The organism is Moritella marina ATCC 15381 (assembly GCF_008931805.1).
Classification (GTDB): Bacteria; Pseudomonadota; Gammaproteobacteria; order Enterobacterales; family Moritellaceae; genus Moritella; species Moritella marina.
The window spans coordinates 320,832-336,104 of the sequence record NZ_CP044399.1 but is presented as its reverse complement, the minus strand read 5'-3'; the positions used below and the strand labels follow the sequence as shown (position 1 = coordinate 336,104).

Below are 15,273 nucleotides of genomic sequence, written 5' to 3'. Positions count from 1 at the left end.
TATCAATTCCTATAACAAAGTGGAAACTGTTGAGGAATATCGGAGCAGATGCCTGTCACCCCCCAGTTATATAATTGATTCGCTCGCGCTAGACTATTAACAGTCCACACATTGACGCTATAGCCGGCCTCAGTCATGGCCTGAACCTGTTGCTCGGTCAGCCCTTTGTCATTTGGATGTACACATTCAGCATCGACATACTGCATCGACGTTAACCAATCATCCGGTAACGGTGAAGCAAATAAACACGCTAAGCTGATTTCTGGTGCGCGACGTTTTACCTCCGCGAGTAACAAATGGTTAAAGCTGGAGATCAATAATTGCTGCCCTCCCTGCCAATGATGATTGATATCGCGAATAATGCCGTCAATTAAACGGTCGGTCGTGGCTTTATCCTTCCCTGGCTTAATTTCTAAGTTCAGGTTCATGCCTGTTTCGTTGGTGAATAAGATAAGCTCCACCAGCGTCGGGATACGTTCTCCAACAAAATCTAAACCGAACCAAGCCCCGGCATCAATATTATCTAGGTCCGTCACCGTCTTATCCCGTAATAAGCCATTATGATCGCTGCAGCGATCGAGCGTGGCATCATGACAAATAACCACTGTGCCATCACCGAGCATATCCGCGTCAACTTCAATCCAAGGCACGTTGTTGTCCTCGGCTAATTGAAATGCAGCTAAGGTATTCTCGGGGGCAATAGATGACGCACCACGATGCCCCATGACCATCTTGCCGGCTTTTTCACTGGCTGATGGATTAAACTGAAATGTATTGGCAATAATTTCAGATGTTATCTTTATCATAAATTAATCTCGATTATATCTTGGCTTATCTCGGCTATATCTTAGTTATAAACAGACTTTACTTGGCAAGGCGGGTGATCACACATGTCGCAGTACAATGTGCGTAAAGCTTACCATCTGCACCACGGATATCACCTTCAGAGATAATAACCGTTTTAGATATGTTTAATACCTTACCTTGGGCATTTAATTCGATATTTTTTGGGATTGGGCGCACCATTTTTACATTCAGATCGACCGTGCCATAGCTCTCACCAGCAACGAGTGTGGTATGTGTTGCGCAGCCCGTGACGGAATCAAGTACCGTCGCAGCAAAGCCACCATGAACCCCACCCATTGGGTTTAGATGACGATCATCCGCTTTTACTTTAAAGTGGATCTGGCCTTCACTTAAATCAACACATTGCATTGGCATTGTGTGGCAAATTGAAGGATGTGGGAATATTCCCTCTGCCATTGCTTGTAATATCTCTAATCCACTCATTTTTGCTGGGTTTAACTGCTGGCTCATGATCTTTCCTTATTCAATCAACATTTAATTTAACTGCTGTATTACAACAATATTCTCACAAAACTACCGTCATCCAGTAACTATTGCCGATAATGTTACACCCGAATCTTATCAATTAACAATAGCGCAACAATAAATCGTGTAGATCGCCAAATATCACTTCCAACAATGCCTTATATACGGTACTTTTATTACAGAAAGATTAACAATAAACATAATTAAAGCGGTGGAGACGGGATGTACTCAATAGAAAAATCTCATAAATTAGATAACGTGTGTTACGACATACGTGGGCCAGTATTAAAAGAAGCGAATCGCTTAGAAGAAGAAGGTCATCGAGTAATCAAATTAAACATCGGGAATCCCGCCCCATTTGGTTTTGAAGCCCCAGAAGAAATCGTTAAAGACGTGATCCATAATCTGCCATTGAGCCAAGGTTATTGTGATTCAAAAGGATTATATTCTGCGCGTAAAGCTGTAATGCAGCATTACCAACAGAAAGGTCTACTGGATGTCTCGATTGATGATATTTACTTGGGTAATGGTGTCTCTGAATTAATCATGATGTCGATGCAGGCATTACTCAATAATGGCGATGAGATCTTAGTTCCCTCTCCAGATTATCCACTATGGACAGCAGCAATTACCCTTTCTGGCGGTAAAGCAACGCACTACATTTGTGATGAAGAATCTGATTGGTATCCTGATCTGGATGACATTAAAGCTAAGATCACGCCGAATACCAAAGGTATTGTGTTAATCAATCCGAACAACCCAACGGGTGCGGTATACAGCAAAGAATTCTTGCTGGAAGTGATTGAAGTGGCCCGTGAAAACAAGCTGATTATTTTTGCAGATGAAATCTACGACAAGATCTTATATGACGGTGTTGAGCATGTGCCTATGTGTACACTAGCGCAAGATATTTTGATTGTTACCTTCAATGGTTTGTCGAAAGCGTACCGTATTGCGGGTTTCCGCTCTGGTTGGTTGGTATTAAGCGGTGCAACGCATCTTGCTAAAGATTATATTGCCGGACTGGAAATGCTCGCATCGATGCGTCTGTGCTCTAACGTACCGATGCAACATGCGATACAAACGGCGTTAGGTGGTTATCAAAGTATTAATGAATTGATCCTACCGGGTGGTCGTTTGTTGGAACAGCGTGATTTAGCGTGGAAGATGTTAAATGACATTCCCGGCATCACATGTGTGAAGCCAAAAGGCGCTATGTATCTGTTCCCGAAAATTGATATGGAAATGTACAACATCAAAGATGACCAGAAGTTTGCTTTAGATTTGCTACAGCAAGAAAAGTTATTGATTGTACAAGGCACTGGTTTCAACTGGGGTCGCCCCGATCACTTCCGCGTGGTATTCCTACCGCGCGTTGAAGAGTTAACAATTGCGATTAACAAGCTAGCTAACTTCCTGAAGACTTATCGTCAGGATTAGTTTACTGTTGTTATAGATAATATATAACGAATAAAGGCGCTATTTAGCGCCTTTATTGTTTTTGAAATCTAATCGACTTTAAGCACAGATACAGCTTGTTTTAATGCTTCACCTACCCTAAACGCATGCTACAGTAATGAAACCGGTGACTTACCTCTGTTTAGCCTGTATTGTCATGAGGTGCCTTTCTTAATTTGGAGTACATCATGAGCCATTTCTTTGCCCACCTCGCCCGCATGAAACTCATTTACCGCTGGCCGTTGATGCGTAACGTCACGCACGAGAATATCGCTGAGCACAGTTTACAAGTCGCAATGGTTGCCCACGCCCTTGCGCTGATCGGGAATACTTATTATGGTAAAAGCTATGATCCAGACAAAGCTGCATCAATGGCACTGTTTCATGACACCACAGAAGTGTTAACTGGCGATCTCCCGACCCCAGTAAAATATTACAACAAAGCCATTATTCGTGAATATAACAAGATTGAATTAGCTGCAGAGCAAACCTTATTAGATATGCTGCCAACAGAGTTAAGAAAAGCTTACGAGCCATTATTATCAACGCCAGATCTAGATCCAACATATAAACAATTAGTTAAAGATGCTGATATTTTATGTGCACACATGAAGTGTATCGAAGAAGAAAGCTGCGGTAATCATGAGTTTTCTAAAGCTAAAATTCGCTGCCAAACGGCATTAGACGAGCGTATGACAGATGAGATCCGTTATTTCCTTGATGTGTTCTTGCCGAGTATTGGTCAGCCGTTTGATGATATGGATTAATACCCGTAAATAGAATAGTGTTTATCTACTTTATATTTTGATGATCGGGCGTGTAATTTATTCAGCAGGTAAACTGTCTGTATTTTGTCTAAATTTACGCCTGTATCGTCACCAGTAACAGGCGTCATATAAGGCGCTAATAATGTCAGCCAGTTGTTCGCGATGGTGTCATATTCACTGATACAAAACTCACCACGTTCAGCAGAGAAACCGGTATCTTCTAACAGATATGCATAATTCACATCATCACTACCATAAACATGGCAAAGCGTGGCGTAATAACGTTGTAGATCTAGACTGTGTTCGTCCCAGAAATCAGCCTCTTCAAACTCAGTTATTTCATTATCTTCTAGATAAAACAGCTTTGCTGCGCTAATCGCTATTTCAGCGCCATTCTCAAAATACTCTATCGCTAATACTACCGCTAAATTATCTGCGGCATCTTCTTCTTTACCGACAATGGGTAATTCATGATTCGCGATTAACGCATGGGCCAGTTCATGGAATAACGTATGTATAACAACATCCATCACTGTTTGATCAAGAGCCACAGGAGCTATTTTAGCATTATCATCACGCGCGTCATGAGCCGCCTTGAAGCGTTGCTCAACTTCGTCTAAAAAAGTATAAGGGATGAGAATATCATTCGTCGCCGGATCGTATAACGGGCCGTCATCACCACCAAAGGTTATCGTTAATGGCTGCGGAAAAATAAACTCTGAGCTCATTAAATTCAGGGTGTCTTGAATACTTCTATCTGACTGCAATTTTTTCGCAATAGGTTGTAACAACTCATCATGAGCCTGCAGATAACGCACAATGACATTATCAGCAGCCAAACTCACGCTAGAAAAAAGGACTGTAATGGCGAATAACCACCCGCGTTGATAACCTTTCATCCCTTCCCCTCAGCGTTTATCGTCTATTGACAACCACGGTTTGACTTCAGCAGTGTGAATAAAAAACACTAACTGAACTAATTATGAATAAGCATTAACAACTAATCATAAAGATTAATTCTTAATTCTTAATAATAGGCGTCCAGTTAAATTCCGCATTGTAACTATTACAATCAAATAAGTTAGCTTCAGCATTGGCAACATAAACTTGTTTCTTGGCAGAACTTGGATACTCAAGATATGACGAACACGTGGTACTTTGCCCCGTACCGATAACCACTTTAGCACCCGCTTTTAAACTACACAGGGTCATTTTATCTAACGGCGACCATTGATAGCATATTTGATAATCACTGCGATATTGGGCGACTTGTCCGCGCGGGCTTTTGAGTGCCCACCAATCCCCGAATTCACTTGCTGAATTACTGCTATTCCAAGCGCGAAACAACATAATTTGCGTATTCTGCTTAGCCACATAAACCTGACCCTGACAGAGTTTGCCTTTGCCTGCTTCATCAATGGATTCCGCTAACAGCGCTGGATCTGATATAGCAGTAAACTTACGACTAAACTCGACTGGTAACTCCATGTCACCAGCACACTCAGCTGCAGATATCGGCGTTGCTTCTGGTGCAAACAATACTTCCGGGGTAATAGCATCTTCAGGGTCGATGACTGGTGCTATCGGATCTTTCTTTTCCAATAAAACACAGCCGGAACAACTTAAAATAAGTATGCCCGTTATGGTATTTTTCAACATAAACTCTCCTTAGTCCAATGTCGTATTATTCACTTATATCGCAGTAGGTTAAGTAATTAAAACAGGAAATGTGAACCTTGCCCACCTTTGATTAGATCCGCTAACAATACAATACCTTGCTGAAAACGTTGTTCGTCATCTATCGCCATTAACGATAAACGAATATGATTACTTTTATCACTCTGTTGCGAGAAATAACCACCACTACTCACCAACAGTTGCTGGTTTTTTGCTTCCATTACAAAATGCTCTTGTCGCCAGTGTTCAGGTAGTTGGATCCAAACATGATAACTTGTCGGTTGACTACTGCAGACTAAAAATCCAAATTGCTTAGTCGCGAACGTTTGACGCTGCGTTGCCAATTGTTTTTGTTTGTTAGCCATGGCAAACGCTTCACCAGAATTAATCAACTGAGTTGCCACTGCAAAGTTAAGCGGTGACGCTAGCCAAATAGATGTACGAATACATGCCCCTACTCTGCGGACTTCACTTTTTGGCGCTTTAATAAAGGCACAGCGTAACGCCGGACTGATCGCTTTCGACAAACTAGTAATGTGAAAACTCTTTTCCGGAATGTAGTTACTGATAGCTGGGATAATAGTTTCATTTAAGAAGCCATAAATATCATCTTCTAATAGCCAAATATCCCCTGCTCGAATAACCTTGGCAATCGCTTCTCTACGCGCTTTCGGCATAGTCACACCGGTCGGGTTTTGATGTGACGGCACGATGACAACCACTTTTGGCTTATCGCTAAGAATAGTCTGTTTCAGCGCAATCGGGCACATGCCTTTATCATCCATCGGAACTTCGACAATACGACGGCCCAATAAATTAGCGATAGAGAGCATACCAGGATAAGTAAATGCTTCAACGGCAATACAATCACCCGGCTTGGTATAGGTCTGGATCAAAATCTCCAAAGCATTTTGCGCGCCACTAGCAAGCAATATTTGCTCAGGATCAGATACTGACAAACCAAACTCTGCCGCCCATTTCATCCCCGCTTGTCGATGCGCTAGATGTCCTGAATGTTCAATATAACCTAATAGTTCACTCGGTAATGTTGCATAGGTTTTCTGAAAGGCGGCCTGCAGTGGTAACACATTGTGTTTTAAGCAAGGCTGTAAAATCGAAAAATTATAATCCGCATCATCTTCTGGTGCTTGAATAACCGTTTCCAATTCCGAATCACCACAGACAAACGTACCACGACCAATAAAGGATTCTACCTTGTTTTTTTCTGCCAATAATTTATAAGCTTTAGACACTGTTGTTGGCGTCGTTTCAAGCTCATCAGCGAGCACCCGATGTGGTGGTAATTTGGTATTAGCGGGATAGACACCGGTATTAATTCTAGCTTCAATGGTTTCGGCGATCTGTCGAAACTTTATATCACTCATTAACTTGCCTCTGATGAACACAATAAAAACATAATATTGATTACCCTTAGTTTACCTTGCTGGCATAAAACATACAGCGCTAGATCCATCACACCTCTCTATTTATCTATTCACAAAAGCACCGAGTCATAAAAGCGTGATTGTTAATTAATTGTACAAATGTAATTGACATACCTCACCGTAATGCAATACCGTAATAATTGACATATGTCATTGTGATTTTAACATTGCAGATCCAATCATGATCAGTGTGGATCAACCAGGATGACTAAATTATTTATACCGATAGGAGAATAACAATGGAAATTTTTGGTTCAGATATAACGCTATGGATACTGCTAGCATTAATGACATCTGCGCTTGCAGCAGGCTTTATTGACAGTGTTGCTGGCGGTGGAGGCCTAATACTCGTGCCCTCATTCATCTTAGCGGGGTTACCACCACAGCTTGCTTTGGGGCAAGAAAAAATAGTCAGCACACTGGGCACTATTGCGGCGATCCGAAACTTTGTCAAAAACAAGAAGGTCATTTGGAATGCAGTCGCGTCGGGGATCCCAGCAGGATTAGTGGGTGCTTACCTGGGCGCCGAAGCGATCCTCTACTTTGACCCTGATACTGTGGGTAAGATAATCCTTGGTATGCTACCCATTGGCATCATCATCTCTTTTATTCCTAAGCAAGATAATCGCCATAGCGAACAAGTCGTTAATACTAAGGTTATCTATTTTGGCGTACCATTAGCCGTATTTGTAATTGGTTTTTATGATGGTTTCTTTGGACCAGGTACGGGTAGTTTCTTGATCTTAGTCCTGCACTACCTGTTAAAGTTTGATTTAGTATCGGCCTCTGCAACTTCCAAGTTATTCAATTTTACATCGAATATCGGGGCACTGATTGCGTTTATGTTAGCGGGTAAGTTACTTTATATGTTGGCGCTACCTTTAGTGCTTATGAACCTAATCGGTAACCATCTAGGCAGTGTATCAGCAATGAAATTTGGTCCTGACTTTGTGCGAAAAACATTATCCGCTTCGCTGATGTTATTGATGGTCTCGTTAGGTTATAAGTTTCTATTAATGTAAATCCATTTTAGTATAACTATAATCAACTATACTAATAAGGTTGTGCGCTAAAATTACTATCATGCCATTAAGCTGTAAGGTGGTTACCATGTTAAGGCATTATTATATAATCGATTCTCTGGATGAACTGGATATAATCGAACATGAATTGCAGTCCTTTGGCATCGATAAATCTCAGACCCACACCTTAACCAATGATGATGAATCCCTCAGCAAGCATCATTTATATCAAGTTGATGATGCATTAAAGAAAGGCTTAATGAAGAATGGTGATATCGGCGCTGCGATTGGTATGCTGGTCGCGGTCAGTATTTTGCTAATGACCTATATTCAAGGTTGGTATCTTGGACCACTGGGCGGAATGCCAATGATCCTATTAGCTTTAGTGATAGTGGTATTTTGCACTTGGGAAGGTGAAAACCTTGATATTCACCTGCCCGATATTAATAGCAAAGTATTCAAACAATCCCTCGAAAATGGTAAGAGCATCTTATTTATCGATATCGAACAGCAACACGAGTTAACGGTGAATAAAATAATGCGATTACATCCAATGCTCAAGCCTGAAGGTATTACCTCAACAACACCAGAGTGGCTATTACAGCAACAAAAAAAATTCCGCAGTTTACTGAAGTAACAGACAGAGATTGTTATACTTTGCGCCCACAGCACTATAACGGTCTCAGCTTGCATGCCACACACTGCCTTATTCTTTCGTCAGCAATTAACCTTTAGTTCGCATAGCGACTTGCGAATCAATACTGATGCACCAATGGACGTGTACTTATTTAACAGTAACACCATTGCTAGCGAGCAGATCTCGGCACTGGCTACGCAATATTTACAACCACAAGAACAGTCCATATTAGCCAAGCGTAAACAATTGCAAGCAAAGCAAGAATACCTCGCGAGTCGTTTTATTATTAAAACTTATGCGAACCAATACTTCGGCTATGATTTTAACTCCCTGACCGTGCTCTTCGATGATAAAGATACTTGCTTAAAGGTCTATCAAAATAACCAAGCTATCACGCTACACGCTTGTATATCCCACTCGCACGGCCACGTGATCGTAGCCCTTGTACCAAGCCAGCGGCCTGTATTTAAATCAATACAACTGGGTGTCGATTTAGAATGGCTTTCGAACAAACGCTCACTCGAAAAAGTGGCAAAGCATTATTACCACAGTGAAGAATTACACGCCTGTATGAGTCAAACTGAAGGTGTTACTGAGCAGGTAAGCAAGGAAGTACATGCAAAAGCTTTATACCGTATATGGACGTTAAAAGAGGCGTTAGCCAAAGCCATCAAGCAACCGATAGCGACGTTATTACGTGATAATGTGTTTACGCATTGCCAATCGTTGAATGTATGTTCAGGTCGTTATGAATCTCGGGATGAAGTGCTAGGTGAAGTGATGAGCAAGCGGTTTGATATAAGCATTATCAGTGATATTAAACTCACTGATAATACCCATATTCAGATACTGAAAAATATTGTGGTCGATACAATGTAAGTGCAATCGTTGAATCACTAGAATCAAGATTTACGCAGTGTTAAATAAATAAAATACAAACTAGCGACAAACCACAGACCGCCCCACATAAAAGTCGCGCCGCCCATTTCATTTGCCAACATACGGGCGTCAGATAATGAGCCACTATGCACTATGGTATCTTGCCAAATATCGATAGGCACATAGATCATACTGGCACTGGCAAACACTAATAACACCGTTTGCTTGATCGCTGCATTGGCATATTTTAACAATGCCATGATCGCCAAGGCTATCACTGCTGCAAAACCAATTGTATATAAAGTACCACCAAAGAACACAGCAACCAATAACATGGTGATAGCCAATAACGCTAAACTAATATCAGTGGTTTTACGGCGGCTACTCGCAGCATAAAATAACAAACCAAACAGTAATGAACCTAAATAACCGGCACTCAAAATAATAAATCGAGAGCCGCCCATAGAGCGAACGTGGCCACTTTGATAAGCCGACACGACAAACTCCACGACTTTACCGCCAGTAAACCAAGTGGCTAACGCATGACTTAACTCATGCAAAAAAACCACGAGGATCTTCAGTGGTGCAATAAGCGCACTTTGCCACATAAAAGCGAGCACCGTAAATACCAGTATAAATAGAATGCGTCTATCTCTCGCGCTCATGTTTAATTACTCGGGTAACAAATACCACTGCCGCCTAAACCGCAATAGCCTTGTGGGTTTTTAGCTAAGTATTGCTGATGATCTGCTTCGGCATAATAAAATGGGGCAGCCATATCAATTTCAGTGGTGATCGTTTCAGCGCTATCACCCTCTAACAATGCTTGCTGATAGTGCGCAGCAGATGCTTTCGCTTCAGACAATTGTTGTTGTGAAGTACAGTACAAGGCTGAACGATATTGCGTGCCCTTATCATTACCTTGGCGCATACCTTGAGTTGGTTGATGATTCTCCCAAAACAAAATCAATAATTCTGCGTAGCTAATCACTTCAGGATTAAAGACCACTAACACAACTTCAGTATGCCCTGTTTGACCAGTACACACTTGCTGATAACGCGGGTGTACTGTGTAACCGCCTTGATAACCCACGGCGGTAGTTACAACACCGGGAATTGACCAGAACAAACGTTCTGCGCCCCAAAAACAGCCCATCGCGAAATAGCAGACTTGATACGGTTCAGCAAACGGCGGAACCATTTTTGTGCCCGCAACATAATGAAATGCATCAACTGAAATTGCCGTCGGATTATCCGGCAACGCATCCGATTTACTAATCATAGTTAACTTATTTTTTTCAAAAAACATAGTGAACTCCAACGGTAATGGGTCAAAAGACAGTGTTTACTTAAACATGCTATCGCCGACTTGGTCGATGAATAACTTGCACTTTTGTAACGTGATCTGTTCAGCTTGCTGTTTATTCATACACACATCAGAACGAATAAATTGATGCTTTAAATTGTCCGCTTGTTCATCTCCAATCACTGGTTTTTCAATTAACCCAGCAACACGATATTGGCCGCCTTCCTCTTGTGGCATGACAAAAATAAGATATTCATTGTAATGTACCGGTTCAACATTTGCTCTGTTGTCGACAGGTTTAGTATCCGAATCCATAGACGCAGAAAAAAATCGTTTTAATAATCCGAACATAAGTCGCGGCCAATTTATTGTTTAATAGTTAATCAGAGTATAATCAGCTAGCTAGAACAGAGCAATAGTCTTATACGGAATGAAACTAATTTACGCCTACCTCATTTTCACCACAATATGACTTGAGTCGCAATATCATTATTATAGAAGTGTTAACTGAAGCGTACCATGAGTGGGTTATTAACCATTAAAAACAGCAAAGGCTTGTTACTGCAGCAGTAACAAGCCTTTGTGAATAGTATTCAGCATTTAACGTCGCTACATTATAAGATACGTTTTAGCAACATATCCAAGCGCGTCGTTTTAATACGGCGCATAAATTTCTGCACTGGTGCTGGATAATCCGACATACTTTCTAAATCAGAAAGGTGTTTAATACGTCGGGTATTTTTCATCACATGTTCTTGCTCAGCTTGCAGAGTATCTTTCAATAACTGCTTGGTATCATGAATTAGCAGACCATTTTCGAGATCTAAACCCCAAGCGCGTGGGTTTAAGTTATTGCCTGTTAACAGATGATACTTATAATCACAACACAGCCCCTTAAGGTGGAAACTATTGCCTTCATCAGTCCATAAACGCACGTTAAGCAAACCTTGATCGATATAAGATTGGCACGTTTTTACAAATTTATGCAAATATGTTTCATAAATATAAGGCAGTGCAGATATCACCTTAAACGGTTCTTCCGGTGGAATGAAAAAGTCATTCGCGGTCTTATCACCGATAACCAAGGTTACTTTAACATTACGTTTTAACAGACGCTTAATGTCTTTCGATATTGATAGCGGCAAATTAAAGTAGGGCGTAAAAATAGTCACTTCGCTTTCAACTGCGCGTAACAAGTTCGTGATGGTTTGATTTAATTTATTACCATGACGACCAAACCCTGAAATAGGCGTGATGCCCACTTCATTACTTTCTGGGGTGCTATTAATATAATGATACTGCGCGCTACGTAACGTTTGTTTGAAGTGGCGAATATCTTGCTTCAAGGCTTTACTTGTAGGGATAGATTCATCATCAAGTCGGGTTACCGCGTTTTGGCTTACAAAGTAATCTTCTAAATACGCGACCATCGAATCCGCTAATGCAGGGTTATACAATACATGGTAACGGTCACAACGGTATTTGTCTGCTTGATGCAGATAGATATCATTAATACTGGCGCCACTGTACAGCACGCTATCATCGAAGATAAAGCCTTTAAGGTGCAATACACCCAGCACTTCCTTACCTTTAACTGGCACGCCTAGGATCGTGACTTTATCACCGAGTCTTTTGCGCATGTCTTTATACAGGTCAGCATTTCCGCCATGTTCTTTCTGGCCAATAAGACCGCGTTGTGCGCGATGAAAATCAACAAACACTTTAATCACTAAGCCAGGATTATTTACTCGTGCTTGGTACAGCGCATTAAGTACCTCTTTACCTGCATCATCATCTTGAAGATACAAAGCCGAAATATAAATACGTTTCGAAGATGAAGCAATTAAATCTAATATTTTTGTTTTAAAATCACGCGCTGAAAATAAAACATCAATATGCCCTGCCGACATCGGCAGTTGCTTTAAGTTGGTAATCGTAGATTGATAAAACTCTAATGATTTCATATGTCGTTTCAAGCTGATTTATAAAAGTTAATAGATAATTATCACCCATCCCCCTCATGATTGCTATTTATCTCTGCAATTATTAGAACTCAGTGCTGAAAAATTACATTTCTTAACAAAAGTTATACCGATAATGTTAAATTAATCATCAATAGTTAATTCCTATTGATGATTATTAAATAAACAATTTCATTTTATTTCAGAAAAACATATCATGTAGCCATATAGAGTGAATTCACTCACTAGCAACTGGTACTTGATAATAGAGTACATATCACGTGCTAAGCAATTTTTTTACCCGGAGTTTTTATATTATGTTTACAGTTATCTTTGGTCGTCCTGGTTGCCCTTTCTGTGTACGTGCAAAACAAATTGCAGAAACATTAAAAGCTGACAATGCAGATTTTGATTATAACTACATCGATATGCTTGCAGAAGGTATCAGCAAAGCTGATCTAGAAAAATCAGCAGGCGTACCGGTAAACACTGTGCCACAAATTTTTGTTGATGAAAAACACGTTGGCGGTTGCACTGAATTTGAACAGTTTGCTAAAGCAAACTTAGGCTTATATGCATAAGGCGTAGCAATGTCTTTATTTAATAAGATCCGTTGTGCATTTACCCTAGGGCAAGGCGTATTAGTCGACTTGCCCGACCTTGATCCAAGTGTTGATCCCTTTGAGCAGTTTCAAAACTGGTTCAAAGCGGCGCAGGATTGTGGCATCGTCTTACCTGAATCCATGACAGTATCAACTGTTGATGCGAATGGATATCCTTCATGCCGCGTGGTATTACTGAAAGAATTAACTAAAGAAGGCTTTGTGTTCTTTACTAATTACGAAAGTAAAAAAGGCCAAGAACTCGCTCAAAATCCACATATAGCCATTACATTCCACTGGAACATTTTACAGCGTCAGGTACGTATTCAGGGCGTGGTCGAAAAGATCTCAACTGAAGACTCTAACACTTACTTCCAGTCTCGTGGGCGTGGTAGCCGCATTGGCGCGTGGGCATCAAGACAAAGTTCAGTGATCTCTTCTCGCAAAATTCTCGAACAACAAGTTAAAGATGTGACGAGTACATTTGCGGATAAAGAAGTGCCTCTACCTGAATTTTGGGGGGGTTATCTGGTAAAACCAAGCAGTATTGAATTCTGGCAAGGTAAAGCTGATCGTCTTCATGATCGCTTTAGTTATGTCAAAGAAGGTAATGATTGGCGTGTTGATCGCCTAGCACCTTAATAAGGCCTACACTTAATATGACAAGTGCAGTATAGGTTGACTTAACAGCTAAAAATAAAGCAGGTTACCTGCTTTATTTTTAGCTCGCGTTTATGACGACTCTCGACTTATAACCACTTTAAATTTTCAAACATATCACCAACACGGTTTAATTCCGCATCCAAGCTTACCGTATGGTCGTCAGCTTCACCGACCCAGCCTAAATTACCTAAAAACTGATTAATAAAACCTTTGTTATCAAACAAACCATGTAGGTAACAGCCATAAATATTACCTTGCTGCCAGCCTAAATCCGCTTCGATAAAGCTTTTACAACGGGTCTTTTCACTCTCTTTACTTATTGTTGTTTTACCGTGATGAATTTCATAACCCGATAATTTAAAACCTTGCCAATCAATATCACGTTGTTTGGTGGTTTTCGTCTGTGCATGTGCCGTGACGATAGGCAATAGCCCTAAGCCTTGTTCGTCACCCCCTTCAATATGGTGCGGATCAAGGATCTGCTCGCCAAGTAATTGCATACCACCACAAATGCCGAAGATTGGCTGACCACGTTGTGCGGCCTTGCTGATCTCGTTGGCTAGTCCCGATTCGCGTAGATGCAATAAACTCGCCGCTGTGTTTTTACTGCCCGGTAATATAATGGCATCAAAGTCAGCCAATGATTGACCATCACGCAATGGCACAACACTGACGTTATCTTGATGGATCAAGTTATCGAACTCATCCATATTAGCAGCATAAGGATAAGCGATTAACGCAATATTAATCTGCCCACTTTTAAATTCAGCGCGGTGGTGCAAGGTATCTTCTTCCGGTAAACGGTGTGGAAAATAATGAATATTAGCCACTGTCGGTACCCCGGTTTTATCTTCTAACCACTCCATCGCATTGCCTAATAATAAGGGGTCGCCACGGAATTTATTTAACACAAAGCCCTTAATCAGCTTTTGCTCAGCCTCGGCAAGGCACATATAAGTACCAAGTAAATGGGCAAATGCGCCACCTTTATCAATATCAGCAACCAGATATACATCTGCATTACACGCCAAAGCCACGCTCATATTAACAATATCACTGGCACGTAAATTCACTTCGGCAGGACTGCCCGCCCCTTCTATCACAATTTGTTGAAAATCTTGCTGTAGATCGCCTAATGCTTTTTCAACATGTTCAAAAAGGTGATCTTTACGCTCCATCCACGGTATGTTGCTTAGCTCTGGCGCAGGTTTACCATTTAGAATAAGTTGGCTTTGAGTATCGGCACTGGGTTTGAGTAATACAGGGTTCATGCGCACATCAGGTTGCACTTTAGCGGCAATAGCTTGCAAGTATTGCGCACGGCCAATTTCAGCACCAAGTGCTGTGACAGCGGCATTATTACTCATATTTTGTGCTTTGAAAGGCGCCACACTGACACCACGATTAGCAAACATACGGCATAACCCGGCGACAACGAAACTTTTACCGGCGTCGCTAGTACACCCCATAATCATGATTGGCTTTGTCATTTTATCTTCTTTAATAAAGTATTAAGTGCAAGTG

17 protein-coding genes are annotated in these 15,273 nt (G+C 41.1%); 7 read left to right on the top strand and 10 right to left on the bottom strand.

What is annotated here, in order from left to right:
- Nucleotides 1-2: 2 nt before the first annotated feature.
- The gene (locus FR932_RS01630; protein WP_019440930.1) at nucleotides 3-806 is read right to left on the bottom strand and encodes a glycerophosphoryl diester phosphodiesterase; all 804 of its coding nucleotides are present in this window, start codon (nucleotides 804-806) and stop codon (nucleotides 3-5) included.
- Nucleotides 807-864: 58 nt separating this feature from the next.
- Nucleotides 865-1,317 (bottom strand): PaaI family thioesterase, encoded by a 453-nt coding sequence (locus FR932_RS01625; protein ID WP_019440929.1) that lies wholly within the window; start codon nucleotides 1,315-1,317, stop codon nucleotides 865-867.
- 237 nt (nucleotides 1,318-1,554) lie between these two features.
- On the opposite strand from FR932_RS01625, the gene FR932_RS01620 reads away from it, so the two are divergent.
- Complete coding sequence (locus FR932_RS01620) at nucleotides 1,555-2,772, top strand: pyridoxal phosphate-dependent aminotransferase (RefSeq protein WP_019440928.1); 1,218 nt, start codon at nucleotides 1,555-1,557, stop codon at nucleotides 2,770-2,772.
- A gap of 206 nt (nucleotides 2,773-2,978) precedes the next feature.
- Entirely contained in the window at nucleotides 2,979-3,557 is a 579-nt protein-coding gene (yfbR, locus tag FR932_RS01615; RefSeq protein WP_019440927.1) for a 5'-deoxynucleotidase, read from the top strand.
- On the opposite strand, the gene FR932_RS01610 is transcribed toward yfbR, so the two are convergent.
- From FR932_RS01610 to FR932_RS01600, 3 genes are all read right to left on the bottom strand, one after another.
- Nucleotides 3,554-4,456, bottom strand: coding sequence for a DUF4344 domain-containing metallopeptidase (locus FR932_RS01610; RefSeq protein ID WP_019440926.1), 903 nt, complete (start codon nucleotides 4,454-4,456; stop codon nucleotides 3,554-3,556). The genes yfbR and FR932_RS01610 overlap by 4 nt on opposite strands.
- Before the next feature lie 121 nt (nucleotides 4,457-4,577).
- Nucleotides 4,578-5,216: a hypothetical protein gene (locus FR932_RS01605; protein ID WP_019440925.1), complete on the bottom strand. Its 639-nt coding sequence runs from the start codon at nucleotides 5,214-5,216 to the stop codon at nucleotides 4,578-4,580.
- A 56-nt stretch (nucleotides 5,217-5,272) separates the two neighbouring features.
- Nucleotides 5,273-6,619, bottom strand: coding sequence for an aminotransferase-like domain-containing protein (locus tag FR932_RS01600; RefSeq protein WP_019440924.1), 1,347 nt, complete (start codon nucleotides 6,617-6,619; stop codon nucleotides 5,273-5,275).
- Nucleotides 6,620-6,918: 299 nt separating this feature from the next.
- Here FR932_RS01600 and FR932_RS01595 point away from each other — a divergent pair, with 299 nt between their 5' ends.
- The 3 genes from FR932_RS01595 to FR932_RS01585 all read left to right on the top strand — a co-directional run bounded on the left by FR932_RS01595 (nucleotide 6,919) and on the right by FR932_RS01585 (nucleotide 9,217).
- Complete coding sequence (locus tag FR932_RS01595) at nucleotides 6,919-7,701, top strand: sulfite exporter TauE/SafE family protein (protein ID WP_019440923.1); 783 nt, start codon at nucleotides 6,919-6,921, stop codon at nucleotides 7,699-7,701.
- 88 nt (nucleotides 7,702-7,789) lie between these two features.
- Nucleotides 7,790-8,338 carry a hypothetical protein gene (locus FR932_RS01590; protein WP_019440922.1) on the top strand — a complete coding sequence of 183 codons (549 nt, stop codon included), beginning with the start codon at nucleotides 7,790-7,792 and terminating at the stop codon, nucleotides 8,336-8,338.
- Nucleotides 8,339-8,392: 54 nt separating this feature from the next.
- Complete coding sequence (locus FR932_RS01585) at nucleotides 8,393-9,217, top strand: 4'-phosphopantetheinyl transferase family protein (RefSeq protein ID WP_019440921.1); 825 nt, start codon at nucleotides 8,393-8,395, stop codon at nucleotides 9,215-9,217.
- 23 nt (nucleotides 9,218-9,240) lie between these two features.
- On the opposite strand, the gene FR932_RS01580 is transcribed toward FR932_RS01585, so the two are convergent.
- The 4 genes from FR932_RS01580 to pssA form a co-directional block, all read right to left on the bottom strand.
- Nucleotides 9,241-9,882: a M50 family metallopeptidase gene (locus FR932_RS01580; RefSeq protein WP_081588315.1), complete on the bottom strand. Its 642-nt coding sequence runs from the start codon at nucleotides 9,880-9,882 to the stop codon at nucleotides 9,241-9,243.
- Nucleotides 9,883-9,884: 2 nt separating this feature from the next.
- Nucleotides 9,885-10,526: a peptide-methionine (S)-S-oxide reductase MsrA gene (gene msrA / locus FR932_RS01575; protein WP_019440919.1), complete on the bottom strand. Its 642-nt coding sequence runs from the start codon at nucleotides 10,524-10,526 to the stop codon at nucleotides 9,885-9,887.
- Nucleotides 10,527-10,562: 36 nt separating this feature from the next.
- Nucleotides 10,563-10,874: an HlyU family transcriptional regulator gene (locus tag FR932_RS01570; RefSeq protein WP_019440918.1), complete on the bottom strand. Its 312-nt coding sequence runs from the start codon at nucleotides 10,872-10,874 to the stop codon at nucleotides 10,563-10,565.
- Nucleotides 10,875-11,137: 263 nt separating this feature from the next.
- Complete coding sequence (pssA, locus tag FR932_RS01565) at nucleotides 11,138-12,487, bottom strand: CDP-diacylglycerol--serine O-phosphatidyltransferase (protein ID WP_019440917.1); 1,350 nt, start codon at nucleotides 12,485-12,487, stop codon at nucleotides 11,138-11,140.
- A gap of 314 nt (nucleotides 12,488-12,801) precedes the next feature.
- Between pssA and FR932_RS01560 the strand changes: the two genes are divergently transcribed.
- Together FR932_RS01560 and pdxH are read left to right on the top strand one after the other, a co-directional pair.
- Nucleotides 12,802-13,065, top strand: a complete 264-nt coding sequence (locus tag FR932_RS01560) for a GrxA family glutaredoxin (RefSeq protein WP_019440916.1) — start codon at nucleotides 12,802-12,804, stop codon at nucleotides 13,063-13,065.
- Nucleotides 13,066-13,074: 9 nt separating this feature from the next.
- Nucleotides 13,075-13,728 (top strand): pyridoxamine 5'-phosphate oxidase, encoded by a 654-nt coding sequence (gene pdxH, locus FR932_RS01555; protein WP_019440915.1) that lies wholly within the window; start codon nucleotides 13,075-13,077, stop codon nucleotides 13,726-13,728.
- 107 nt (nucleotides 13,729-13,835) lie between these two features.
- Here pdxH and FR932_RS01550 read toward each other — a convergent pair whose 3' ends face one another.
- A complete protein-coding gene (locus tag FR932_RS01550; RefSeq protein ID WP_019440914.1) occupies nucleotides 13,836-15,239 on the bottom strand; it encodes a cobyric acid synthase in 1,404 nt (467 codons plus the stop codon).
- Nucleotides 15,240-15,273 lie beyond the last annotated feature (34 nt).